This is a genomic window from Streptomyces sp. NBC_00203 (assembly GCF_045206325.1).
Lineage (GTDB): Bacteria > Actinomycetota > Actinomycetes > Streptomycetales > Streptomycetaceae > Streptomyces > Streptomyces lutosisoli.
Map to the genome: position 1 here is coordinate 8,834,408 of NZ_CP108126.1, position 22,500 is coordinate 8,856,907.

The window sequence follows — 22,500 nt, forward strand, 5'->3', positions numbered from 1 at the left end:
TGCCGCCGGCGGGCCTTCCCGGCCCGCCCCTCAACGGGCCGGGAAGTGGTACACCGCTTCGTCACCTGCCGGCAAAGGCGTGAGGTCAGACCTCGACCTCGATGACCGTGGCCTCCGTGATGTTGGTGGCCTCCACGAGCGTCTCGGCGGGCGCGGTGGCAGAGGCGGCTCCGACGGCGCTCAGGGTCACGCCCTCCTGCCCCGGCTCCAGATGAATGCGGATGACTTTCTTCTCTTCGGGCATGGCTGTCTTCCCTTCGGTGGAGGCGGCAACGGTCGCGCCGCCGTGGGACAGGGACCCGCTCACTTCGTCGGGAGCGGGAGTCGGATGGGGCCGGGCGCGTCGGCCGGGGTGGAGCCCGGCGGGCCGGCCGGCGTCGACTGACGGGGTGTCAGGGTCAGTCGTACGTTGCGCTGTTTGCGGGCGCGCCAGTAGCGGCCGGAGCGCAGGGTGAATTCCTGCAGATACTCGGTGGCGCCGCAGCCCCTCGGGTCGCCGGTGATGTTCTTGGCCAGCGGCGGGCACCGGAACTGGCACCAGATGTCCTCCGCGGCCACCGGGCAGGAGCCGCACACCGAGTGGTCGCTGAAGCGGATGTCACGGAACTCGTCGAAGCCGTGCTCCCAGATCTCGGCGAACGGCTTCTCCGTCGTGTTGCCCGCCTTGTAGAGCTGCCCCGACATGCAGTTGCTGCACGGGTACACGTCACCGCGGCTGTTGACGTAGACGACCGAGCGGCCGCACTTCTCCTGGCCCACCGCGCGCTCCAGGCGCTGGCAGAACTGGATGGTGTCCACCCCGCGGATCTCGTCGGCGGCGCGCCGGGCGGGGCCGGTGGGGGTCTCGGCCGGCTCCTGGTCGGGCTCGGTGGAGTACCGGTCCATGCACCGCTGGTAGACCGCGAAGACCTCGTCGACGTCCTCGGGGCGCAGCAGCATGTCCGGGTGGAGCAGCGCCCGGCCCACCGGGTGCGTCTCCAGCCACTGGGGCCGGGGGTACCCGCGCTCCGCGCACCACTCGAAGATCTCCTCGGCGTCCTGGATGTTGTCGCGGTGGACGGAGATGGCGGTGCGGAACACGTGCCCGTGCTTGCGCATCATCTCGAAGGCGTGCTGGAGCTTGGGGAAGTCCATTTTGCCGCGGACGGTGCGCTCGGGGTCGGCGGTGTCGAAGCTGATGAAGAACGACTGCCCTGCCGGGATCCGGGCCAGCTTCTCCTCGGTGACCAGCAGGCCGTTGGTGAAGATCTGGGTGCTGAAGGGCTTGCTGCGGGCGTGCTGGATGATCTCGACCGCGTCGCGGTGCGAGAAGATCTCACCACCCGTCAGAAACACCTGGAGCACGCCCATCTCCGCGAAGTCGTCGAGGAGTTGCTTGACGCGGGACGTGGAGATCTCGTCGGGCCGCTTGAGCGCGGAGTCGGCGTAGCAGTGGCGGCAGCGCAGATTGCACAGGTTCGTGGTCTCCACGAACGCGATGGCCGGGGCGGGCAGATGGAACCGGTCCAGCGTCACCAGCGGATCGACGAGCGCGTGGGCCATCAGCTCGGCGGTGGCCACCGCCCGTCCGGAGTTGTGACGCTCGATCAACTCCCGTGCGGACGCGGCGAGGAACTCGACATGACCGTTCGGCAGCAGAGCGACGATCCCGCCCTCGTTCACCTGGAAGGGAATCTTCTGCACGGGCCCTGCCTCTCCTGGTCATGGGATGGCGGAACATGCAAGTCAACGGATGTTGAACTCATGCCGTGTTGAACTCTACGGAGGATGAATAACCTTGGCAAGGTGTGCCGCGCGCGCAGGGCCGGCGGGCGGTACGGGGAAGGGACGGCCGGGGCGCCGCGGCCCGCGGTGACCAGGCGACTCTGCGCGCCTGTGGTGCGACCGGCGCGGTGGGTGACACGCTGGGCGGATGAACATCCCTTTCCTGGGCAACTGGCGCAAGAAGCGCGGCCTCGCCTTCGGCGTCGCGGTGTTCTCCGACGGCGAGAGCGACCCCGAGGGCATCGCCGAACTGCTCTCCGAGTGCGAGCTGCTGCGCTCCCAGGCGCACCAGGCGGGAGTCGAACTCGACGACTCCGTAGCCTCGTTGGAAGCCCTGGACCAACTGCTCCCGCGCTGGCGCGACGACGAGGAGAGCCTGCCCTGGCTCGGCAACGACGCGGGGCTCTATCTCGGCACGGTGATCGTGCGTACGGTCCTCGGTGCGGCCTGGGAGATCTGGCCCAACGGCCAGCCCGTGGTGAAGCTGACCTCCGGCCGTGAGATCGACGTGGTCGCGGGCGGTCACGCCTGGGCGTCCAGTGGTGCGCCCGAACTCTCCCAGTTCTATGCGGAGGTCGCCGAAGCCTAGTCGGCGACCCCAACGGCAGCCCAGCCGTCGTAAATACGGCTAATGCCCGAAAAGTGCGTGTCGAGCATTAAGTCCGTTCTTGTCTGGATAGTTTGCGGCAACCGCTGCACAGCTGAGAGTGGGTAGGGCAGGGCATGGCCGTCGATCCGTTGATCGAGCTGCATGACGTGAACAAGTACTTTGGGGAGCTGCATGTTCTGCAGAACATCAACCTCACCGTCGGCAAGGGGGAGGTGGTCGTGGTCATCGGCCCGTCGGGGTCCGGCAAATCGACACTGTGCAGGGCGATCAACCGTCTGGAGACGATCGAGTCGGGGACGATCAAGCTCGACGGCCGGCCGCTCCCGGAAGAAGGAAAAAGCCTCGCCAAGCTCCGCGCCGAGGTCGGGATGGTGTTCCAGTCCTTCAATCTCTTCGCCCACAAGACGGTCCTGCAGAACGTCTCGCTCGCCCAGATCAAGGTCCGCGGCCGCAAGAAGGACGAGGCCGACAAGCGTTCCCGCGAACTCCTGGACCGGGTGGGCCTCGCCAGCCAGGCACCGAAGTACCCCGCGCAGCTCTCCGGCGGACAGCAGCAGCGCGTGGCCATCGCCCGCGCCCTCGCCATGGACCCCAAGGCGCTCCTCTTCGACGAGCCGACCTCGGCCCTCGACCCCGAGATGATCAACGAGGTCCTGGAGGTCATGCAGCAACTCGCGCGCGACGGCATGACCATGGTCGTCGTCACCCACGAGATGGGCTTCGCGCGCTCCGCCGCCAACCGCGTCGTCTTCATGGCCGACGGGCGCATCGTCGAGGACCGCACCCCCGAGGAGTTCTTCACCAACCCGCGCAGCGACCGCGCCAAGGACTTCCTCTCCAAGATCCTCAAGCACTGAGCGGGGGAGCGCACCACATGATCCGTACGACACGTGTGTGCCGTGCCCTCGCGGCGCTCGCTGCACTGATCGCCAGCGCCGCCTCCGCCGCCTGCGGCAAGGAGGGCAGCCCGCCCGCCAAGGGACCGCCCGCCGAGAAACTCCCCAACTACCAAGTGGCACAAGGCCTTCAGCTGCCCGGCTCGCCCACCTGGAAGCGGGCCGAGAAACGCGGCTGCTTCACCGTCGGCGCCAAGGAGGACCAGCCGTACCTGGGCCGCTGCCCGCCCTGGTCGCCGGGCTGACGCTCCACAACGGCTCGGTGCTCGCCGAGGTCTTCCGCTCGGGCGTCAATGCCGTCGAACGCGGCCAGCGGGAAGCCGCGTTCGCTCTCGGCATGCGCAAGACCCAGGTCATGACGTACGTCCTCGTACCGCAGGCCGTGCGGGCCATGCTGCCCGCCATCATCAGCCAGCTCGTGGTGGCCCTGAAGGACACCTCGCTCGGCTATCTGATCACCTATGAGGAGTTCCTCCACGTCGGGAAGCTCATCGCGTCGAACCTCGACTACGATTTGCCGTTCATCCCCGTGGTGATGGTGATCTCACCGATCTACATCGGGATGTGCATGCTGCTCTCCTGGTTCGCCCAGTGGGTGTCCCGGTGGGAGCGGCGCAGTCCCAAGACCGAGGCCGTGGGCGTGGCACCGGCCGAACCAGGGACGCTGCTGCCGGGTGGGGGTCCCCCCCCCCACAGCCCCGAGACTGTAGGGGGAGCAGCGGCTCGCAGGGCCAGACCCGGCCGGCGGCAGCCGGAGATCACTGCTCGCGCAGGGGCACCGACACATACGAGGGGTCGTGCTCCGGCGAGGAGAAGGTCAGCTGCGCGCCGGACGGGTTGTGCTCGATGTAGAGCGGGTCGACCGTGTCGACGACCACGGCGAGTCGATGCCCCGCCGGGACGTCGTAGGCCGTGGAGTTCAGCTCCAGGTCGACGCCGAACGGCTTGCCCGGCGTCCGCCCGTGGAAGGTGTACGGCGCGTTGCTGACCAGCTTGCCGAGGCCGAGCGGGCCCACGTCGTAGAGGTACGCGACGAAGGTGCCGCTCTCCTTGGTGGGTGTGACCGTGGTGTGCAACGCGGCGGTGCCGCGCACCTGTTGGGCGCTCGTGTACTTCTCCGACTGCCACACGGCCGCCCAGTAGCGCGGCAGCAGCGGGATGGAGGCCACCGGGGGCAGCTGGGCGAGCTGGTCGAGGATGCTGGAGAGGAAGATGATCCCGCCGTCGGCGCCCGAGTCGACGTTCGTGTGGATCGTGGTGGTGCCCGCGAGGGCGATCTTCCTGGTGGTCGCGCCGACCGACTTCCAGTCCGGGTAGCCCTCGTAGGCACCCGTGGTGCGGGGCTTGAGCTGGACGGGCTGCTCGCGGTCGATGCCGTTGTCCTCGCCCTTGAGATAGTGGTCGAACCAGCGGCCCGTGTCCGTCCACACGTCGTTGGGGAGCCCGAACAGTCCGGTCAGCTCGGCCGTGGCGTGGTCGCCGGGGCGGAACTCCAGCCTCTTGGGCCCGGTCAGCTTCTCGTAGAACTTGGCGTACTGGTTGGGCGAGAAGATCGTGTCGCCCCAGCCGTTGGCCAGCATGATCGCCGCGCCGTTGGTGTTGATCTGGTCGATGTAGGTCTCGGGGGAACGTTTCTTCCCCCAGGCGAGGATCTCCTGTTCCTTGGAGAGGTCGGAGGCGAAGAAGTCCTTGAATATCTGCTGGAGTTCGGCGCTGGGGCGGCCGGTGAGCGTGCCGGCGCCGTCCAGCAGGGCGGCCGCCTGGGCGTGCTGGGTGCGGCCCGAGTAGATCGATTCGATGAGGTCGGCCCAGCCGCTGAGTGCGGCGACCGCCTTGATCCGCTTGTCGTGCGCTGCGGCGAGCAGGGTGATGCCGGCGCCGTACGACACCCCCGCCATGCCGACCTTGCGTGCGTCGGACGGGGTGTTCGCCAGCGCCCAGTCGATCACCTTGGACGCGTCGGCCACGTCCGGCGGGCCCGCCACTTCTATCTCGCCGCCGGACTGCCAGAAGCCGCGGACGTTGTAACTGACCACCACATAGCCGGAGTCGGCGAGTTTCTGGGCCTGTGCGAGGTACTCGACCTGCGGCAGGCCCCAGCTGGTCGGCAGCACGATGAGCGGGTAGTCGCGGGTGCCGTCGGCGCCCGCGGGGATGACGACGTTGGCCTTGAGGATCGTGCCGCCGTCTCCGGAGATGTCGACGAAGCGGATGCTCGCCGCGCTGGTGGCGGCCTGGGCGGCCGGGGCCAGACCGAGGCCGGCGGTGGCGATCAGCGTCGCGGAGACGGCACCGACGGCGGACGTGCGCAGGGCGTTGCGACCGTGTCCCACGGGTCACTCCTCACTCGTGTCAGTGCAAAGTGACCCGACGGTAACCTTGATCACTTACCCGAAGTAACCCGTCGGTAAGTTACGTGCGAGTAACGATTGTTGAAGTGTTCATTTCGTGAGCAATGGCCGCCCCGAAGTGTGCGTTCCGTGTGCGTGAGGGCTCTAGCGGAGCGCGCGGAAGTATGCGTCGGGGGTGTCTCGGCGGTGGTCGTGCCTGCCTTGGCCGCTACGGGAGTGCGCTCTTCGCCTGCCAGTCGGCCCACGACATGTTCCACTCGCCGTACCCGTTCCCGGCTGCGGGCTTTCCCTTCGAGCCGCTGCCCGTCACCACGAACGGGTCGCCGACCTGGACCACCAGCGTCACCTGAGGCGTCGCTCCACCGCCGCCTTGTTCTTCACCGGGTGATCGAAGACGATCGACAGCGGCTGCGCGACGCCGACCGTGGTTTCCTTCCCGGGGGCGAGCGTGAGCTTGTTGACCTTGTCCGGCCTGAACGGCTTCGCCTGCCGCTTGCCCGGGCTCGCCTTGGGCTGCGGCTTGTCCGCCACCGTGTCCGCCGTGGAGGGGGAGCCGCCCCCTTGGGTTGGCCTGTGCTGGTTAGATCATATTGATAGGGGTCGTTACGAGTTCGCCCGATGCGAGTTCCGTGGCGGCGCGGGTGTGGGCAGCGGGGTCTGCGTGATCCGGGTGACGTCCGCGACGAGTTCGACCACGTCAGGGCCGTAAGCCTGGGAATTGATCACCTTCAGGAGCAGGACGAAGGTGTTGTTGCCGTGCTTGCGGGCGAGGCGCTCGTGATTGCGGGCCAGGTAGCGGGTGGCGGCCTGGTTGGTGATGGCGCGCTGGCCGCAGAACAGGAACACGGGGCGTGTCTGGCGGTGCTGGCCGACGGTGAGCCGGGCCAGCAGGACATACTCCGTGACACCCGGCTCCAGCCGGTAGTGCTCGGTGCCGATCTGGAAGGCGCCCCGGTCCGGGCCCGGTTCCGGGTCGACGTTGACGCGTACGCCGGGCAGCATCGCCTGCATATGGGCCACCATGCGTCGGTTCGAGCCGGGACCGCCCACGCAGAACTCCGTGCGCTCGCCGAAGCCCTGCTGAGCCGTGTCCTGAGTGACCACCTGGACGTGAGCGCCGCAGTCCTTGATCAGTGCGGAGAGCTCCAGCAGCGCGAACACGTCGAAGCGATGGACGGCCGGTTCGGAGGTCGCGGGATCGCGGTTGACGACGAGCAGCGACTCCGAGTTCTCCGGCAGCCCGAAGAACGCCTGCTTGCGTTGCAGCTTCCGCTTCCACAGATACGTACGGGCGAGCCAGCCGAGCGCGGCGCTGATGCCGGCCGCGAGCACGCCGAGGACGATGTTGCGCACGTCGTCATTCATGGGCGCGCATGTTAGCGGCAGTACGGACCGGTGTTCGAGGGGGTCCTGACGCGGGCATGGCAGTGAAGTTACGCTGCGCGGACGGCTGTTGACTGGAGGTACGGATGCGTCGCCCTCTTGCGCGGAATCTGGCGGTCTTGGCGGTTTCGGCCGCGGTGGTGTCGGTCGGCGCGGCGGCGCCACCCGCCGCACCCGCCACCCAGGCGGCGGAGAAGGTGCCCGTCGCCGTCGGGTACGGCGGAGCCGTCGCGAGCGTCGACGCGGACGCCTCCGCCGCCGGGATCGAGGTCCTGAAGAAGGGCGGCAACGCCGTGGACGCGGCCGTCGCCACGGCGGCGGCTCTCGGCGTCACCGAGCCCTACTCGTCCGGCGTCGGCGGAGGCGGCTACTTCGTCTACTACGACGCCAAGTCCCGTACGGTGCACACGATCGACGGCCGCGAGACGGCACCGCTGACCGCCGACTCCGGACTGTTCCTGGAGAACGGCAAGCCGCTCGCCTTCGCGGACGCGGTGACCAGCGGGCTGGGCGTCGGCACCCCCGGCACGCCCGCCACCTGGCAGACGGCTCTGGACGAGTGGGGCAGCAAGCGGCTGGGCAGCGTCCTGAAGCCCGCCGAGCGCATCGCCCGCGACGGCTTCACGGTCGACCCGACCTTCCGCTCGCAGACCGAGTCCAACCAGGCCCGCTTCAAGAACTTCCCGGACACCGCCGAACTGTTCCTGCCGGACGGCGCGCTCCCGGTGGTCGGCACGACCTTCAAGAACCCCGATCTGGCGCGCACGTACGAGGAGTTGGGCAAGCAGGGCGCCGACGCGATCTACGACGGCGACCTCGGCCAGGAGATCGTCGACACCGTGAACAAGCCGCCGGTGGAGCCGAGTTCTGGCTACAACGCCCGCCCCGGCAAGCTGTCCCTGGAGGACCTGGCGGAGTACGAGGCGAAGCTTCAGGCGCCGACGCGGACCTCGTACCGCGGGCTGAAGGTCTACTCGATCGCGCCCTCCTCCTCGGGCGGAACCACGGTCGGCGAGGCACTCAACATCCTTGAGAAGACCAACCTTTCGAAGGCGAGCGAGGTCCAGTACCTGCACCGCTACATCGAGGCGAGCCGGATCGCGTTCGCGGACCGGGGGCGCTGGGTGGGAGACCCCGCCTTCGAGGACGTACCCACCAAGGGGCTGCTCTCGCAGAAGTACGCGGACTCGCGGGAGTGCCTGATCAAGGACGACGCGGTGCTGACGAGCCCGCTGGCGCCGGGTGACCCGAGCGCCCCCGCGGCCTGCTCCACCGCCGGCACTGCCGCCCCGACGACGTACGAGGGCGAGAACACCACCCATCTGACGGTGGCCGACAAGTGGGGCAACGTCGTCGCGTACACACTGACCATCGAGCAGACCGGCGGCAGCGGCATCACCGTCCCGGGCCGCGGCTTCCTCCTCAACAACGAGCTCACGGACTTCTCCTTCACGCCCGCGAGCCCCGACGTCCACGACCCGAACCTGCCCGGCCCCGGCAAGCGGCCGCGCTCGTCCATCTCCCCGACGATCGTGCTCGACCGCAACAATCAGCCGGTGGTGGCGCTCGGTTCGCCGGGCGGCGCGACCATCATCACGACCGTGCTGCAGACGCTGACCGAGTTCCTGGACCGCGGGCTGCCACTGGTGGACGCGATCGCCGCGCCCCGCGCCAGCCAGCGCAACCAGACCACCACCGAACTCGAACCGGCCCTGTGGACCAGCACGCTGAAGACCCAACTGGAGTCCCTCGGCCACGGCTTCCGCCAGAACGCGGAGATCGGCGCGGCGACCGGCGTGCAACGGCTGCCCAACGGCAAGTGGCTCGCGGCGGCGGAGAAGGTGCGCCGCGGCGGCGGCTCGGCGATGGTGGTGCGGCCGGCGTCGTAGCGACCGGCGGTCGTGCCGGCGTCGTAGCGACCGGCGGTCGTGCGGGCGGCGTAGTGACAGGTGGTCGTGCGGGCGGCGTCCCGGCAGCTCAGGGCCTGCCCGCCCGATGGTCAGTGCCGTGCGCCATCCTTGCGGGCAGGGGAGGGCGCGCCGAGGGAGTGAACGGGCCGGGAGTCAGCGCGCCGTCAGGATGCGTGGCCCCCCGTCCGTGATCGCCACCGTGTGTTCCGCGTGGGCCGCGCGGGAGCCGTCGTTGGTGCGGAGGGTCCAGCCGTCGGGGGCGGCGTGGTAGCCGTCGGTGCCGCCGCCGATGAGCATGGGCTCGATGGCGAGGACCATGCCGTGGCGGAGGGGGAGGCCGCGGCCGGGGCGGCCCTCGTTCGGGACGCCCGGGTCCTCGTGCATGCGGCGGCCGATGCCGTGGCCGCCGAAGCCGTCCGGGATGCCGTACCCGGCCGCGCGGCAGACGGTGCCGATGGCGTGCGCGATGTCGCCGATGCGGTTGCCGACGACGGCCGCCGCGATGCCCGCCGCGAGGGCGCGCTCGGCGGTCTCCACGAGACGTACGTCGGCCGCGCGCGGCTCGCCCACGATGAAGCTGATCGCCGAGTCGCCCACCCAGCCGCCCAGTTCGGCGCCGAAGTCCATGGAGACCAGGTCGCCGTCGCGCAGCCGGTAGCCGTTCGGGATGCCGTGCACGATCGCGTTGTTCACCGAGGCGCAGATGACCGCGGGGAACGGGGTGGGCGCGAAGGAGGGCCGGTAGCCGAGGAAGGGGGAGCTCGCGCCCGCGTCGCGCAGGACCTGGTGCGCCACCTCGTCCAGCTCCAGGAGTGAGACGCCGACGTCGGCCGCTTCCCGTACCGCCGTGAGCGCCCGGCCCACGACCTGGCCCGCCACGTACATCTCGTCGATCGATGTGTCTGTCTTGAGTTCCACCATGCCAATTACTATACCGGTATTAGAATGGTGGCATGGTACGTACTCCCCTGACCCCCGAAGAGCGCGAACGCGGCGAGCGGCTCGGCCAGTTGCTGCGCAAGGCGCGTGGTGGCCGCAGCATGGCGGAGGTCGCGGCGGTGGCCGGGATCTCCGCCGAGACGCTGCGCAAGATCGAGACCGGACGGGCGCCCACCCCCGCCTTCTTCACGGTGGCGGCGCTGGCGCGGGCGCTCGGACTGTCGATGGACGACCTCGTCGTGCGGTGTGCGTTGGCGCAGGTGGCGTGACATGTGAACCGCATGGGTTTCCAGCTGGTGGAATACCCCTTGTCGTCTACGCGCGTAGTCACTAATCTCCGGCCATGTCGATCACCAACGACCGCCCCGCTGCGGCCACTTCGGATCAGACCGGCCCCGCCGTAGCGACCGCGGAACAGATACGGCGCGCACCCAAGGTGCTGCTGCACGACCACCTCGACGGCGGTGTGCGGCCCGCCACCGTCCTCGCACTCGCCCGCGAGACCGGATACGACGCCCTGCCCAAGAGCGATGCCGCCGAGCTCGGCGCCTGGTTCCGTGAGGCCGCCGACTCCGGTTCGCTGGAGCGCTATCTGGAGACCTTCTCGCACACCGTCGGCGCGATGCAGACCCGCGAGGCACTGGTCAGGGTCGCCGCCGAATGCGCCGAGGACCTCGCCGCCGACGGCGTCGTCTACGCCGAGGTCAAGCACGCCCCCGAACTGCACACCGCCAAGGGCCTCACCCTCGACGAGGTCGTCCAGGCCGTCCTCGAAGGCTTCCGCGAGGGCGAGCGACGGGCCGCCGCGGCCGGTCACCGCATCCGGATCGGCGCCCTGGTCACCGCGATGCGGCATGCCGCCGGATCCCGCGAGATCGCCGAGCTCGTCAACAAGTACCGCGACGTGGGAGTCGTCGGCTTCGACATCGCGGGCGCCGAGGACGGCTTCCCGCCCACCCGGCACCTCGACGCCTTCGAGTACCTCAAGCGCGAGAACAACCGCTTCACCATCCACGCGGGCGAGGCGTACGGCCTGCCGTCCATCTGGGAGGCCGTGCAGTGCTGCGGCGCCGACCGGCTCGGGCACGGCGTGCGCATCGCCGACGACATCCAGGAAGCGGACGACGGCAGCGTGAAGATGGGCCGCCTGGCCGCCTACGTACGCGACACCCGCATCCCGCTCGAACTCTGCCCGACCTCCAACCTCCAGACGGGCGCCGCCCCTTCGTACGCGGAGCACCCGTTCGGGCTGCTGGCCCGCCTCGGCTTCCGGGTCACCGTCAACACCGACAACCGGCTCATGAGCGACACCAGCATGAGCCGCGAACTCGCCCATCTCGTCGAGGCGTTCGGCTACGGCCTGGACGACCTGGAGCGGTTCGCGGTCGACGCCATGGAGTCCGCGTTCCTGCCGCTGGACGAGCGCACCGCTCTCATCGAGGACGTCATCCGGCCGGGGTACGCGCGGCTGCGCAGCGGCGAGCCCGACATCGTCGGCCGCAGCAAGCGGCTCTGGCTCAGGCCGGACGGCACCTGCGACATCGAGCTCATCCCGAGCCTGCGGAGTTATACGTACCATCGCGACGAACTGGTCCCCGCCACCGCCAAGTTGCGACTCGACTTCTACGAGGTGGCAGCCGCGCGCCTCGCCGAGCAGGGCGTGCGCACCGTGTTCCGGGAGCGGCTCGCCGACAACGCCTACCGCGCCGACTACGTGCCCGCCCCGCCCTTCGAGGTCATCGTGAAGAACCTGGCCACGGGGTCGACCACGATCAAGTACCCGGGACTGTTCGAGGAGGGCCGCCGGTTCGACCCGCCCGTGGTGAAGTTCGACTTCCGCGTCGACCCCGAGGACCAGCCGATCGGCGAGGACTACCTGCGGGCCCTCGGTGTCGACACCGACGCCTACCGGCGCGTCGCACTGGAGACCAACGCCGCGCTGCGCTCCTGGCTGGCCCCGCTCGACCTGTGGGACTTCTGCCTCGTCATCGGCGACGGCCCGGACGGCGAGCCGGTCATCAACTCCGAGATCTCCCCGGACTGCATGCGCCTGCGCGACCCGGAGGGCAACCCGCTCGACAAGGACCTGTTCCGGCAGGGCGCCACCCCCGAGCGGATCGTCGCGGTCTGGACCGACCTCGTCCACCGGATCACCGGATGACGGCGCGCACCGCCCTGGTCACCGGAGCGAACCGGGGCTCGGGGCTGGCCATCGCCACCGCCCTCCACGAAGCGGGCTGGCGGGTCCTCGCGCTGAACCGGACGCCCGCCGGGCTTCCCTGGCTGCGCGAGCGGGTCGTGGACCTCGGGCGACCGGGTGAAGTGGCGGCGGCCGTCGACGAGTTGCTCGCGGAGCTCGCGGACGAGGACGGTGGCGGTGACGGTGACGGTCTTGACGCGGTTGTCGCCAATGCCGTCGACCGCGCCTTCGGGACCGTCGCCACGCTGTCGCCGGCCGCGTGGCAGCGGGCCCTCGACGTCAACCTCACCTCCGCGGTGGCCCTGGTCCAGGCCGCCCTGCCCCGGCTGCGGGCCGGGGCGGGCGGGCGGATCGTGCTCATGGGAAGTCACGCGGGCAGTCGCTACTTCGAGGGCGGCGGGTCCTACTGCGCCACCAAGGCCGCCCTCAAGGCACTCGCCGAGGTGCTGCTCCTGGAGGAGCGCGAGCACGGCGTCGTGACGACACTCGTCAGCCCCGGTGCGATCGCCAACCTGCCCGGAGACTCATCGGAGTTCAAGATGTCGACGGAGTCGGTCGGCTCCACGGTCCGCTGGCTCCTCGAAGCGCCCGCGGACCTCGCCGTGGGCGAGATCGAACTGCGCCCGGCCCGGCTTCCCGGCTCCCTCCCGGTGACGGGTCTCGACCGGCTGCAGGCGGTCTGAATGGCCGACGACCCTGCTGACATCCCCGCCGGCCACCCCGACGACACTCCCGTCCACATTCCCACCCGGAGACAGGCGCGGACACCGGCGCAGCCGCGGGCCCACTGGGACCGTGAGAACGGCGAACTGCGCATCCGCACGGCAACTCCCGGTCCGGGCCCACGGACCGGCTACACGGGCACCGTCTGGATCACCTTCGACGCGACGGACACCCCCATCGCGCTCGATCTGCACCAGGTGCCGGACGAGGTCGCCCGACTCGTCCCCGTCCGGCCCCGGACGGACGGCGGAGACGGCCTGCCCTGGCTGCTCGACACGGACAGCAACTGGGTCTGGCTGCCACTGCCCGACGGCGGCCCACGGGCCGAACGGCTGGAGTGCGAAGGGACCGTGGACATCCAGCTCGACGCGGACCGGAAGGCGGCGGTGTCGGTGACCGTGACGGTGACACCATGAGCGGTACGCGGCCGGGGCCTGTACCTCTCCCGAGCGGCCCGGCGCCGGCGGACAGGCGCAGGCGCCGGGCCCTCCCGGCCGTACGGCTCCTGTGCACCGACCTCGACGGCACCCTGCTCGACTCGGGCGGCGCAATAGGCGAGCGCACCCTGGGCACGCTCGCCGAGGCGGCGCGGGCCGGGGTCGCCGTGGTCGGCGTCACGGGCCGGCCCGTCCGCGACACCCTGCACGTCACGCGCCGGTACGGGCTCACCGGGCCCGTGGTGTGCAGCAACGGAGCCGTGACCGTCGACGCCGGGTCGGGGCGGCTGCTGGACTGCCGGGGCTTCGGCCCCGCCGACGCGGTGGGCCTTCTCCGGGCGCTGCGGGCCGCGGTGCCCGGGATCGGGGTGGGCGTCGACTCCGTGGCCGGACTCCGGCTGGAGACCCGGTTCGCGCGGCTGGAGCCGGACCCGTGGGACCACGTACCCCTGGAGGAGGGTGCCGTACCGGCGGAGGGGGACCCGGTGGTGAAGATCCTCGCCGCCCATCCGGAACTGCCGGTGGACGAACTGTCCGAGGCGCTCGCCCCTGTCGTCGGTGACCGGGCGGTCATCACCCGGTCCACCGGCGCCTTCCTGGAACTGTCCGCCCCGGGCGTCGACAAGGGGGAGGCGCTGCTCCGGCTCGCCCGGCAGCGCGGCCTTCCGCCGGAGAACACCGCTGCCGTCGGCGACATGCCCAACGACATCCCGATGCTGCGCGCGGCCGGGCTCGCCGCGGCCGTGGCCAACGCCCATGAGGACACCCTGCGGGCCGCCGACATCGTGCTGCCCAGCAACGACGACGAGGGGGTCGCCGCGCTGATCCGGCTCGTCCTGCCCCGCACCCTGACAGGAGAGGCATGCTGTATCTGAGACTGCTCCGACGCCCCTACGTCACCAGGCTGCTGACCGGGTCCCTGATCGGCAGGATGCCCGGCGCGATGGCCGCGCTCGCCATCGCCCTGACCCTGCGCGAGGCCGGCTCCGGCTACCGCCTCGTGGGCGTGGCGACCGGCGTCTTCGCCGTGGCGGGGGCGGTCGGCGGACCGCTGCTCGGCCGTCTCGTCGACCGTACGGGACAGCCGCGGGTCCTGATCGTGTCCGCTGTCGTCTCGGGCCTGGGGTACGCGCTGCTCGCCGTCGCGCCCGGATCGGCGTACGCCATCGTCGCCGGAGCGGTGGTCGCCGGTGCGGCGGCGCCTCCGCTGGAGCCGTGTCTGCGCGCGCTGTGGCCCGCGCTGGTCGACAAGGACCAGCTGGAGTCGGCGTACGCGGTGGACGCCGGGGCCCAGGAAGTCATGTTCATCGCCGGGCCGTTGGCGGTCGCGGGCGTGGCCGCGCTCGGTCCGGCGCCGCTCGCCCTGTGGCTGGCCGCCGTACTCGGGTTGCTGGGCTCCGTCGTCATGGCCACCGCCGAGCCCTCCCGGTCCTGGCGGACCGAGGTCCGCGACGCGCACTGGCTCGGGCCGCTGCGCAGCCCGGGCCTGCTCCTGCTGCTCACCGCCCTGTTCGGGGCCGGCTGGGCGGTCGGCACCTTCAACGTCTTCAGCGTCGCGTACGCCGAGGCGCACTCGGTGCCGGGCGGTGCGGGCACCCTCATGGCGCTGTCCGCGTTCGGCGCGCTGCTCGGCGCGGTCACCTACGGCGCGCTCGGCTGGGCCGCGGCGGCGCGGCACAAGGCCGTCCTGCTCGCCGCCGGGATGGCGGCGACGTACTGGCTCGTGGCCCTCGTGCCCGGACCCGCGGGCGGCTGCCTCGTGGCCGTCGGCACCGGGGTGTTCTTCGCGCCGCTGCTCACCGTGGCCTTCGGGATGGTCGGCGAACTCGCTCCGGAGGGGACGGTGACGGAGGCGTTCGCCTGGCTGGTGACGCTCATCGGCGGCGGTATCGCGGCCGGTTCCGCGGTCGCCGGTCTGCTGCTCGCGGGCTCCACGCTCACGGCGGCCGCCGCGGTCGGCGCCTGCGGGGTGACGGCGGGTGCGCTGGTGCTCGCCTTCACGCGAAGCGGACTGGCCGCCAACCACCCGGCGGGGGAGGCGAGTAGGGTCTCCTGACAGCTGCGTCCCGCAAGGGCCGCACACCGGTGTCATCCATCCCGGAGCGCTCTGCGTCCGGCCCGAAAACTCCCTGTAGCCGTTCCGTAACACGGCTGGTGTTTTATACCGGACCGGAGTACTCCATTCGGGCGGGGAGTCGTGTGATGGCTGTAGAACAACTCCCGGGTCAAGTGCGGGAGTTCGCGAAGTACCTGAACGGGCTGATGGATCGGCTCGATCAGGGCGGCGGCTGGTGCGGAGTGTTCTGGCAGCGCGACCCCGACGGCATGCGGGCCTGCCTGGACGGCTGGGAAGTGCCGCCCTGGGACGTCGTGGAGGCGCTCCTCCAGGACGCCGCCGCGGAGTACGGCGACCGCGCCGCCGCCCAGGAGACCGAGCGGGCCCGGGCCCTGCACGACGGAGCGCTCGCGGCGTACGACGCCCGGCCCGGCGGCCGGGACGCCCTCGGCGACCGCCTCGACGTCATGCTCCGTGAACAGCGCTACGCGGCCGAGCGCCAGGCCGAGCTGGGCCGGCAGCTGCACTCGGCCGGCTCCCAGGAGGAGGCCGAGGCGATCCGGCTCGACCTCGCCTGGGCCCACGACGACCACGAGCGCGCCACGGCCCGCTGCACCGAGCTCCGTCACCGCATGGAGAACCTCGACCGCCGCGCCCTGCACACCCACGCGCAGGGCGCCTTGAACATCCCGTCCGCCGCGGCCGGGGACGTGTTCCGGGTACAGGAGCCCGAGCGCGGCGCGGATCCGTTCGGCCGAGGCGGCGTCCGGCGGGGTCCGGGCGCGGGTGACCCACGGCCCGGCGCCCCGGGGGCGTCCTCGGACCCCCGCCGCCGCTCGACGATCCCGGAGCAGACCGGACCGGGCTCTCCGTTCGCGGACCCCGGGCTGCCGGAGGACTGGGCGCCCTCCCACCCCGGCTCGTACCCGGCTGCCGCGCGCCCCGCCACGGACTTCGGCGCGGATGTGTACGCCCCGCACGCCGGGCGCGAGGGCGCGTACGCCCCGCGCGACGGCGCGGGCACTCCGCGCGCCCCGCACGACGGCGCGTACGCCCCTGCCGCGCGCCCCAGCGGCTTCGACACCCCTGCCGACTACCGCGACGACTCGCGCGCCGCTCAAGCCCCGCGCGACGGCGCGTACGCCCCCTCCGCACAACCCGACACCTCCCGCGCGCCCGCCGATCAGTCCGCGAGCCCCCAGCCCACCACCGAGCGCCCCGCGCCGGCCACGCCCAAGCAACGCTCCAAGCGCCGCGCCCGCGGCAGCGCCCGCTTCGCCGGAATGATGGAGCCCGAGGCGCCCCCCGTGGTCGCACCCGAGGCGGCGCCACCCGCCCCGGCTCCGGCCGCGACGGGTGGCCGTACCCCCCGAGGCGCCCGTTTCGCCGGGGCGGCCGAAGAGGTGGCGCAGCCCCGGACGGAGCCGCTGGACGAGGGTGCGGGGCGGGCCACCGCCGAGACCGTCAACACGCTGATACGGCTGCGCGGCGAAGGCAGGAGCGGCGAGGCGCACGCCCTGCTCGTCGAGGCCGCCTACTGGCCCGCCGCCCGCTTCCCGCTGCTCGCCGCCGAGTTGCACCGTGCGGGCTTGGACGCCGACTGGGCCACCCTGCTGTGGGAGGCGGCCTCGCTCCCCGCCGACCGCCTGGTCGCCGCCGCGGACGCGCTCGTCGCGGCCGGCCGGACGGCCGACGGGCAGCAGATGCTGCGCCAGGGCGTCGCCCGGCCCGCGCCCGAGATCGGGGCCGCCGTACTGGGTCTCGCCGAGGAGGGCCGCCGCCGCGAGATCCGCGCGCTGCTCGGCGCGTACGTCCGCGTACGCACCCCTGAGGAGACGGCCCGCAGCGCGGAAGCCGACCCGCAGCGGCTCGTGCCGCTCCTCCTGGAGGCCGCCCAGGGCGTCTCGGAGCAGCGCCACTGGGACCTGGTGCACGCCCTGCGGGTCGCGGGCTTCACCGCGTGACCGGTCTTCCCGGCCGGCGGCTCACCGCGGTGGCCGGTCCGGTCACTCACCCGCAGGGGTACGAAACGTGATCGACTCAGCGGGTTAACGACGATGGTCTTGGCAACGCTCTCCAGGGGGCTTACTTTCGAGCCTCTACAGCCTTTGTCTACGGGCGTAGAGGCTCTCTGACGTCCCGTCGAAGGAGCAGCTCATGGCCAACGTCGTACGTGCCGCTCTGGTCCAGGCCACCTGGACCGGCGACACCGCATCCATGGTCGCCAAGCACGAGGAGCACGCCCGCGAGGCGGCCCGGCAGGGCGCCAAGGTCATCGGATTCCAGGAAGTCTTCAACGCCCCCTACTTCTGCCAGGTCCAGGAGCCCGAGCACTACCGCTGGGCGGAGCCCGTGCCCGACGGGCCCACCGTCACGCGGATGCAGGAGCTCGCGCGCGAGACCGGCATGGTCATCGTCGTGCCCGTCTTCGAGGTCGAGCAGTCCGGCTTCTACTTCAACACCGCGGCCGTGATCGACGCCGACGGTACGTACCTGGGCAAGTACCGCAAGCACCACATCCCCCAGGTGAAGGGCTTCTGGGAGAAGTACTACTTCAAACCGGGCAACCTGGGCTGGCCGGTCTTCGACACCGCGGTGGGGAAGATCGGCGTATACATCTGTTACGACCGCCACTTCCCCGAGGGCTGGCGGCAACTCGGCCTGAACGGCGCACAGCTGGTCTACAACCCGTCCGCCACCTCGCGCGGCCTCTCCGGCTACCTCTGGCAGCTGGAGCAGCCCGCGGCGGCCGTCGCCAACGAGTACTACATCGCCGCGATCAACCGCGTCGGGCAGGAGGAGTACGGGGACAACGACTTCTACGGGACCTCGTACTTCGTCGACCCGCGCGGACAGTTCGTGGGGGAGGCCGCGAGCGACAAGGCCGAGGAACTCCTCGTCCGCGACCTCGACTTCGACCTGATCGAGGAAGTGCGCCAGCAGTGGGCGTTCTACCGTGACCGCCGTCCCGACGCGTACGAAGGGCTGGTGCAGCCGTGACTGACCTGTACGCACGCCACAAGGCCGTCCTGCCCGACTGGCTCGCCCTCTACTACGAGGACCCGATCGAGATCACCCACGGCGAGGGCCGCCACGTCTGGGACGCCAAGGGCAACAAGTACCTCGACTTCTTCGGCGGCATCCTCACCACGATGACCGCGCACGCCCTCCCCGAGGTGACGAAGGCCGTCAGCGAGCAGGCCGGGCGGATCATCCACTCCTCGACGCTCTACCTCAACCGCCCGATGGTCGACCTCGCCGAGCGGATCGCCCAGCTGTCCGGCATCCCCGACGCGCGCGTCTTCTTCACCACCTCCGGCACCGAGGCCAACGACACCGCCCTGCTGCTCGCCACCGCCTACCGGCAGAGCAACCAGATCCTGGCGATGCGCAACAGCTACCACGGCCGCTCGTTCAGCGCGGTCGGCATCACCGGCAACAAGGGCTGGTCGCCGACCTCCCTCTCGCCGCTCCAGACGCTGTACGTCCACGGCGGCGTCCGCACGCGCGGCCCGTTCGCCGAGCTGAGCGACGCCGAGTTCATCGCGGCCTGCGTCGAGGACCTCAAGGACCTGCTCGGCCACATCCGCCCGCCCGCTGCCCTGATCGCCGAACCCGTCCAGGGCGTCGGCGGCTTCACGGCGCCCCCCGACGGCCTCTACGCGGCCTTCCGCGAGGTCCTGGACCAGCACGGCATCCTCTGGATCGCCGACGAGGTGCAGACCGGCTGGGGACGGACCGGCGAGCACTTCTGGGGCTGGCAGGCGCACGCCGCCTCCGGCCCGCCGGACATACTCACCTTCGCCAAGGGCATCGGCAACGGGATGTCCATCGGCGGCGTCGTCGCACGCGCCGAGATCATGAACTGCCTGGACTCCAACTCCATCTCGACCTTCGGCGGCTCGCCGGTCACGATGGCGGCGGGCCTGGCGAACCTCTCGTACCTCCTCGAACACGACCTCCAGGGCAACGCCCGGCGCGTCGGCGGTCTGCTCATCGAGCGGCTGCGGGCGATCGCCGCGCAGCTCGACGGCGTACGGGAGGTGCGCGGGCGCGGGTTGATGATCGGTGTCGAGCTGGTCAAGCCCGGCAGCGACGACGCGAACCCCGAAGGCGCTGCGGCCGTGCTCGAAGCGGCCCGCGAAGAAGGCCTGTTGATCGGCAAGGGCGGCGGTCACAACACCAGCGTGCTGCGCATCGCACCGCCGCTGTCCCTCACCGTCGCGGAGGCGGAGGAGGGCGCGGCGATTCTGGAGCGCGCGCTGAGGAGCGTCCACTAGTACCAAGCAGTAGAGCAGGGCGAGTGAGCCGAAGGGGCGCGCCTGTGTCGAGAGGTCGAGCGCGCGGAGGCCCGACGAAGGAGGGCTGAGCACGGTCGGGCTCTCGACACAGGCTCTTGCGCCCCGGAGGTGAACCGAGCCAGAAAAAAGAGGGAATGCACCATGACCACCGCCCCCGCCTTGGAACCCGCCCTGTCGGTACGCCAGGTCCTCGCCCTGGACCGGGTGCTGGCCGGAGAGCCCGAGGTGGTGGCCGGTGCGGGCCATCTCGACCGGTCCGTGCGCTGGGTGCATGTCGCCGAGGCCGCCGATGTGGGCGTGATGCTCACCGGCGGCGAAATGGTGCTCACCACCGGGGTGCTGCTCGCCGGCGACGCCGACGCACAGGCCGAGTACATCCGTTCGCTGCACCGCGCGGAGGCCGCGGCCGTCGTCCTCGGACTCGGCCGCGCCTTCCCCGCACCGCCGGACGTGATGCGCCGGGCCGCCGAGCGGTGCGGGCTGCCCATGGTGGTGCTCCACCGGCCCTTCCCCTTCGCGGAGTTGACGGAGGAGGTGCAATCCCGGCTCGTGCGCAGCAAGTTCGCGGCCGTGAGCCTGTCCGAGGCGGTACGGACGGCACTCACCGGGCTCATCACCACGGGCGCGCCGTTGCAGCGGATGCTCGACGAGATCGCCGGGCACGCCGCCTGTCCGGTCGTCGTCACCAACCTCGCCCACCGGGTGCTCGCCACGGCGGGGGAGCGGTCCGCCGTCGACGACGTGCTGCGCGACTGGGAGCGCATCGCGCGGCAGGCGGGCGGCAGCGAGGGCGACGGCTGGATCCGGGCCGAGCTGGGCGGGCGCGGCGAGCGCTGGGGCCGCATAGTGCTGTGCGGCTACCGCGGTGACGCCGCCACCGGGCGGCTGCTCGCCGACCGCGCGGCTGAGGCGCTGGTCCTGCACCGGATGCTCGGCGGTTCCGTGCACAGCTGGGAGGAGGAGTCCGCGCAGAGCCTGCTGACCGACCTGGTGAGCGGGGTCGTACCGGCCCGGCAGCTTCTCCCGCGGGCTCGGGCGGCCGGGCTGCCCGTCAACCGGCGTGCCTTTGTGCCGATGGTGGTCCGGAACGGCGACCCGGCCCAACTCGACCGCGTGCTGCGCCTGTTGGGGCTGCCCGGGCTGGTCGCGGAGCTCGCGGACGGCGCCACCGCCGTGCTGCTCAGCCTCGCCCGCGACCAGGACGCGGAGGCACTGGCCGCGCACTTCGCCGTGCGGCTGCGCAGCGAGAGCGGGGTCCGTACGACCGTGGCGGCGGCCTCCGCACGCGACGCGTGGGACGACGTACCCGGCGGTCTGCGCGAGGCCCTGCACGTCGCCGAGGCCGCCGCCGCCGCACCCGCCGACCAGAACCAGCCGGTGCTCGTACGGCTGCGTGACGTCCATCTGCGCGGCCTGGTACGGCTGTTGCGCGACGACCCGCACGTCCAGTCCTTCGCCGAGCGGGAACTGGACGGACTTCTGTGCGGCGCCGATGCCGAGTCGGAGCTGCTGCCCGTGCTGCGGACGTATCTCGCGACCGGCCGCAACAAGTCGCGCACCGCCCAGCTCCACCACGTCAGCAGGCCCGCGCTGTACCGGCGCCTGGAGGCCATAGAGGCCCGTCTCGGCGTCGATCTCGACGACTTCGAGCAGGCGGCGTCCGTACACATCGCGCTGCTCGCGCACGACGCGCAACAACGGTGAAACACAGGACGACTCAGGTGAAACATGGGACAACGCGGGGGTGACACCGTGGAACGGCACAGCGCCTCAGACGTGACACGGTGCAACTCAAAGCGGCCGTCAGGGCTTTCTAGGCTCCTGGGGCGGGCGTCGGAAGTGCCGTCTGCCCTGCGGCGCCCGGCACGCACTCTCGCCGCACCGGGCGCAAGCCCAAGTACATCCAGTACGAGGACTTGCGCCCGGCACGCCGAGAGCACGCACCGGACGCCGCAGGGCCCGCCCTTCGGGCGGACGACGGCACTTCCGACGCCCGCCCCAGCACACCGAGCGACCGGAGGTCCCGATGAGCAGAGTGATCCGAGCCGCCGTCTTCCAGACCGCATGGACCGGCGACAAAGAATCGATGATTCAGGTCCACGAGCAGGCGGCGCGCGACGCGGCCGCACAGGGCGCACAGGTCCTGTGCTTCCAGGAGCTCTTCTACGGGCCCTATTTCTGCCAGGTCCAGGACAAGGCGTTCTACGAGTACGCCGAGCAGATCCCCGAAGGCCCGATCGTCCAGCGCTTCCAGGCGCTGGCCAAGGAACTGGGCATCGTCCTGATCCTGCCGATGTACGAGGAGGAGCAGCCCGGCGTCCTCTACAACACCGCGGCGGTGATCGACGCCGACGGCTCGTACCTCGGCAAGTACCGCAAGACCCACATCCCCCAAGTGCCGGGATTCTGGGAGAAGTTCTACTTCCGGCCGGGCAACTCCGGCTGGCCGATTTTCGACACCGCTGTCGGCAAGATCGGCGTATACATCTGCTACGACCGGCACTTCCCGGAGGGCTGGCGGGCGCTGGGCCTCGCGGGTGCCGAGATCGTCTTCAACCCCTCGGCCACCTCGCGCGGTCTGTCCGGCTACCTCTGGCAGCTGGAGCAGCCGGCCGCGGCCGCCGCCAACGAGTACTTCGTGGGCGCGATCAACCGGGTGGGCGTCGAGGAGTACGGCGACAACGACTTCTACGGGACCTCGTACTTCGTGGACCCCGAAGCCCAGTTCGTTGGCGAGGTGGCCAGCGACAAGGAGACGGAACTCGTCGTCCGCGACCTGGACCTTGCCAAGCTCCGCGAGGTGCGCGACCGCTGGCAGTTCTACCGCGACCGCGCTCCGGGGACGTACGGGCCGCTGACCGCGCCGTAGTCCCCACGTGCTCCGCGGGCCCGGCTCACGGGGGGCCGGGCCCGCGGCACCGTATTCCTCC

21 protein-coding genes and 3 pseudogenes are annotated in these 22,500 nt (G+C 71.0%); 17 read left to right on the plus strand and 7 right to left on the minus strand.

Going from position 1 to position 22,500, the window contains the following annotated elements; genetic code table 11:
• Positions 1 to 85: 85 nt before the first annotated feature.
• Both OG975_RS39225 and OG975_RS39230 read right to left on the minus strand, forming a co-directional pair.
• Positions 86 to 244, minus strand: coding sequence for a hypothetical protein (locus tag OG975_RS39225; protein ID WP_158690554.1), 159 nt, complete (start codon positions 242 to 244; stop codon positions 86 to 88).
• A 59-nt stretch (positions 245 to 303) separates the two neighbouring features.
• Complete coding sequence (locus OG975_RS39230) at positions 304 to 1,683, minus strand: radical SAM/SPASM domain-containing protein (RefSeq protein WP_406334255.1); 1,380 nt, start codon at positions 1,681 to 1,683, stop codon at positions 304 to 306.
• 229 nt (positions 1,684 to 1,912) lie between these two features.
• Between OG975_RS39230 and OG975_RS39235 the strand changes: the two genes are divergently transcribed.
• The 4 genes and pseudogenes from OG975_RS39235 to OG975_RS39250 all read left to right on the plus strand — a co-directional run.
• On the plus strand, positions 1,913 to 2,353 hold the full coding sequence (locus OG975_RS39235; RefSeq protein ID WP_406334256.1) for a DUF6278 family protein: 441 nt from the start codon (positions 1,913 to 1,915) through the stop codon (positions 2,351 to 2,353).
• Between the two features lie 134 nt (positions 2,354 to 2,487).
• Positions 2,488 to 3,231 (plus strand): amino acid ABC transporter ATP-binding protein, encoded by a 744-nt coding sequence (locus tag OG975_RS39240; RefSeq protein ID WP_369263769.1) that lies wholly within the window; start codon positions 2,488 to 2,490, stop codon positions 3,229 to 3,231.
• Between the two features lie 17 nt (positions 3,232 to 3,248).
• The gene (locus OG975_RS39245; RefSeq protein ID WP_406336803.1) at positions 3,249 to 3,515 is read left to right on the plus strand and encodes a hypothetical protein; all 267 of its coding nucleotides are present in this window, start codon (positions 3,249 to 3,251) and stop codon (positions 3,513 to 3,515) included.
• Positions 3,488 to 3,949, plus strand: a pseudogene (locus OG975_RS39250) (ABC transporter permease subunit); the annotation flags it as partial. The gene OG975_RS39245 and the pseudogene OG975_RS39250, both read left to right, overlap by 28 nt.
• A 79-nt stretch (positions 3,950 to 4,028) precedes the next feature.
• On the opposite strand, the gene OG975_RS39255 reads toward OG975_RS39250, so the two are convergent.
• The 4 genes and pseudogenes from OG975_RS39255 to OG975_RS39270 all read right to left on the minus strand — a co-directional run bounded on the left by OG975_RS39255 (position 4,029) and on the right by OG975_RS39270 (position 6,986).
• Positions 4,029 to 5,603 carry an alpha/beta fold hydrolase gene (locus OG975_RS39255; RefSeq protein WP_406334258.1) on the minus strand — a complete coding sequence of 525 codons (1,575 nt, stop codon included), beginning with the start codon at positions 5,601 to 5,603 and terminating at the stop codon, positions 4,029 to 4,031.
• A gap of 226 nt (positions 5,604 to 5,829) precedes the next feature.
• Positions 5,830 to 5,967: a hypothetical protein gene (locus OG975_RS39260; RefSeq protein WP_406334259.1), complete on the minus strand. Its 138-nt coding sequence runs from the start codon at positions 5,965 to 5,967 to the stop codon at positions 5,830 to 5,832.
• Positions 5,967 to 6,173, minus strand: a pseudogene (locus OG975_RS39265) (Ig-like domain-containing protein); the annotation flags it as partial. The pseudogene OG975_RS39265 and the gene OG975_RS39260, both read right to left, overlap by 1 nt.
• 51 nt (positions 6,174 to 6,224) lie before the next feature.
• Positions 6,225 to 6,986, minus strand: a complete 762-nt coding sequence (locus OG975_RS39270; RefSeq protein ID WP_406334261.1) for a hypothetical protein — start codon at positions 6,984 to 6,986, stop codon at positions 6,225 to 6,227.
• A 104-nt stretch (positions 6,987 to 7,090) separates the two neighbouring features.
• Between OG975_RS39270 and ggt the strand changes: the two genes are divergently transcribed.
• Entirely contained in the window at positions 7,091 to 8,893 is a 1,803-nt protein-coding gene (gene ggt, locus OG975_RS39275) for a gamma-glutamyltransferase (protein WP_406334262.1), read from the plus strand.
• 174 nt (positions 8,894 to 9,067) lie between these two features.
• On the opposite strand, the gene map is transcribed toward ggt, so the two are convergent.
• Positions 9,068 to 9,835 (minus strand): type I methionyl aminopeptidase, encoded by a 768-nt coding sequence (gene map, locus OG975_RS39280; protein ID WP_406334263.1) that lies wholly within the window; start codon positions 9,833 to 9,835, stop codon positions 9,068 to 9,070.
• A 32-nt stretch (positions 9,836 to 9,867) separates the two neighbouring features.
• On the opposite strand from map, the gene OG975_RS39285 reads away from it, so the two are divergent.
• The 12 genes and pseudogenes from OG975_RS39285 to OG975_RS39340 all read left to right on the plus strand — a co-directional run bounded on the left by OG975_RS39285 (position 9,868) and on the right by OG975_RS39340 (position 22,439).
• Positions 9,868 to 10,122 carry a helix-turn-helix transcriptional regulator gene (locus OG975_RS39285; RefSeq protein ID WP_330308521.1) on the plus strand — a complete coding sequence of 85 codons (255 nt, stop codon included), beginning with the start codon at positions 9,868 to 9,870 and terminating at the stop codon, positions 10,120 to 10,122.
• A gap of 74 nt (positions 10,123 to 10,196) precedes the next feature.
• Positions 10,197 to 11,330, plus strand: a pseudogene (locus tag OG975_RS39290) (adenosine deaminase); the annotation flags it as partial.
• Between the two features lie 153 nt (positions 11,331 to 11,483).
• Positions 11,484 to 12,014: a phosphoribosylaminoimidazolesuccinocarboxamide synthase gene (locus tag OG975_RS39295; protein ID WP_406336673.1), complete on the plus strand. Its 531-nt coding sequence runs from the start codon at positions 11,484 to 11,486 to the stop codon at positions 12,012 to 12,014.
• Positions 12,011 to 12,736 carry an SDR family oxidoreductase gene (locus tag OG975_RS39300; RefSeq protein WP_406334265.1) on the plus strand — a complete coding sequence of 242 codons (726 nt, stop codon included), beginning with the start codon at positions 12,011 to 12,013 and terminating at the stop codon, positions 12,734 to 12,736. The genes OG975_RS39295 and OG975_RS39300 overlap by 4 nt, the downstream gene beginning before the upstream one ends.
• Positions 12,737 to 13,192 (plus strand): hypothetical protein, encoded by a 456-nt coding sequence (locus OG975_RS39305; RefSeq protein ID WP_406334267.1) that lies wholly within the window; start codon positions 12,737 to 12,739, stop codon positions 13,190 to 13,192.
• On the plus strand, positions 13,189 to 14,088 hold the full coding sequence (locus tag OG975_RS39310; RefSeq protein ID WP_406334269.1) for an HAD hydrolase family protein: 900 nt from the start codon (positions 13,189 to 13,191) through the stop codon (positions 14,086 to 14,088). Before OG975_RS39305 ends, OG975_RS39310 begins: the two co-directional genes overlap by 4 nt.
• Positions 14,076 to 15,269 carry an MFS transporter gene (locus OG975_RS39315; RefSeq protein ID WP_406334270.1) on the plus strand — a complete coding sequence of 398 codons (1,194 nt, stop codon included), beginning with the start codon at positions 14,076 to 14,078 and terminating at the stop codon, positions 15,267 to 15,269. Before OG975_RS39310 ends, OG975_RS39315 begins: the two co-directional genes overlap by 13 nt.
• A 146-nt stretch (positions 15,270 to 15,415) precedes the next feature.
• The gene (locus OG975_RS39320; protein WP_406334271.1) at positions 15,416 to 17,233 is read left to right on the plus strand and encodes a hypothetical protein; all 1,818 of its coding nucleotides are present in this window, start codon (positions 15,416 to 15,418) and stop codon (positions 17,231 to 17,233) included.
• 193 nt (positions 17,234 to 17,426) lie between these two features.
• Complete coding sequence (locus tag OG975_RS39325; RefSeq protein WP_406334272.1) at positions 17,427 to 18,269, plus strand: nitrilase-related carbon-nitrogen hydrolase; 843 nt, start codon at positions 17,427 to 17,429, stop codon at positions 18,267 to 18,269.
• Complete coding sequence (locus tag OG975_RS39330; RefSeq protein WP_406334273.1) at positions 18,266 to 19,549, plus strand: aspartate aminotransferase family protein; 1,284 nt, start codon at positions 18,266 to 18,268, stop codon at positions 19,547 to 19,549. Before OG975_RS39325 ends, OG975_RS39330 begins: the two co-directional genes overlap by 4 nt.
• A 162-nt stretch (positions 19,550 to 19,711) precedes the next feature.
• Positions 19,712 to 21,274, plus strand: a complete 1,563-nt coding sequence (locus OG975_RS39335; protein ID WP_406334274.1) for a PucR family transcriptional regulator — start codon at positions 19,712 to 19,714, stop codon at positions 21,272 to 21,274.
• Positions 21,275 to 21,596: 322 nt separating this feature from the next.
• Positions 21,597 to 22,439: a nitrilase-related carbon-nitrogen hydrolase gene (locus OG975_RS39340; protein ID WP_327433179.1), complete on the plus strand. Its 843-nt coding sequence runs from the start codon at positions 21,597 to 21,599 to the stop codon at positions 22,437 to 22,439.
• The last annotated feature ends 61 nt before the right edge of the window (positions 22,440 to 22,500 follow it).

Coding starts and splice junctions, on each gene's coding strand:
- OG975_RS39225 (WP_158690554.1), bottom strand. CDS start 244: ATGCCCGAAGAGAAGAAAGTCATCCGCATTCATCTGGAGCCGGGGCAG.
- OG975_RS39235 (WP_406334256.1), top strand. CDS start 1,913: ATGAACATCCCTTTCCTGGGCAACTGGCGCAAGAAGCGCGGCCTCGCC.
- OG975_RS39240 (WP_369263769.1), top strand. CDS start 2,488: ATGGCCGTCGATCCGTTGATCGAGCTGCATGACGTGAACAAGTACTTT.
- OG975_RS39245 (WP_406336803.1), top strand. CDS start 3,249: ATGATCCGTACGACACGTGTGTGCCGTGCCCTCGCGGCGCTCGCTGCA.
- OG975_RS39270 (WP_406334261.1), bottom strand. CDS start 6,986: ATGAATGACGACGTGCGCAACATCGTCCTCGGCGTGCTCGCGGCCGGC.
- ggt (WP_406334262.1), top strand. CDS start 7,091: ATGCGTCGCCCTCTTGCGCGGAATCTGGCGGTCTTGGCGGTTTCGGCC.
- map (WP_406334263.1), bottom strand. CDS start 9,835: ATGGTGGAACTCAAGACAGACACATCGATCGACGAGATGTACGTGGCG.
- OG975_RS39285 (WP_330308521.1), top strand. CDS start 9,868: ATGGTACGTACTCCCCTGACCCCCGAAGAGCGCGAACGCGGCGAGCGG.
- OG975_RS39300 (WP_406334265.1), top strand. CDS start 12,011: ATGACGGCGCGCACCGCCCTGGTCACCGGAGCGAACCGGGGCTCGGGG.
- OG975_RS39305 (WP_406334267.1), top strand. CDS start 12,737: ATGGCCGACGACCCTGCTGACATCCCCGCCGGCCACCCCGACGACACT.
- OG975_RS39310 (WP_406334269.1), top strand. CDS start 13,189: ATGAGCGGTACGCGGCCGGGGCCTGTACCTCTCCCGAGCGGCCCGGCG.
- OG975_RS39315 (WP_406334270.1), top strand. CDS start 14,076: ATGCTGTATCTGAGACTGCTCCGACGCCCCTACGTCACCAGGCTGCTG.
- OG975_RS39320 (WP_406334271.1), top strand. CDS start 15,416: ATGGCTGTAGAACAACTCCCGGGTCAAGTGCGGGAGTTCGCGAAGTAC.
- OG975_RS39325 (WP_406334272.1), top strand. CDS start 17,427: ATGGCCAACGTCGTACGTGCCGCTCTGGTCCAGGCCACCTGGACCGGC.
- OG975_RS39335 (WP_406334274.1), top strand. CDS start 19,712: ATGACCACCGCCCCCGCCTTGGAACCCGCCCTGTCGGTACGCCAGGTC.
- OG975_RS39340 (WP_327433179.1), top strand. CDS start 21,597: ATGAGCAGAGTGATCCGAGCCGCCGTCTTCCAGACCGCATGGACCGGC.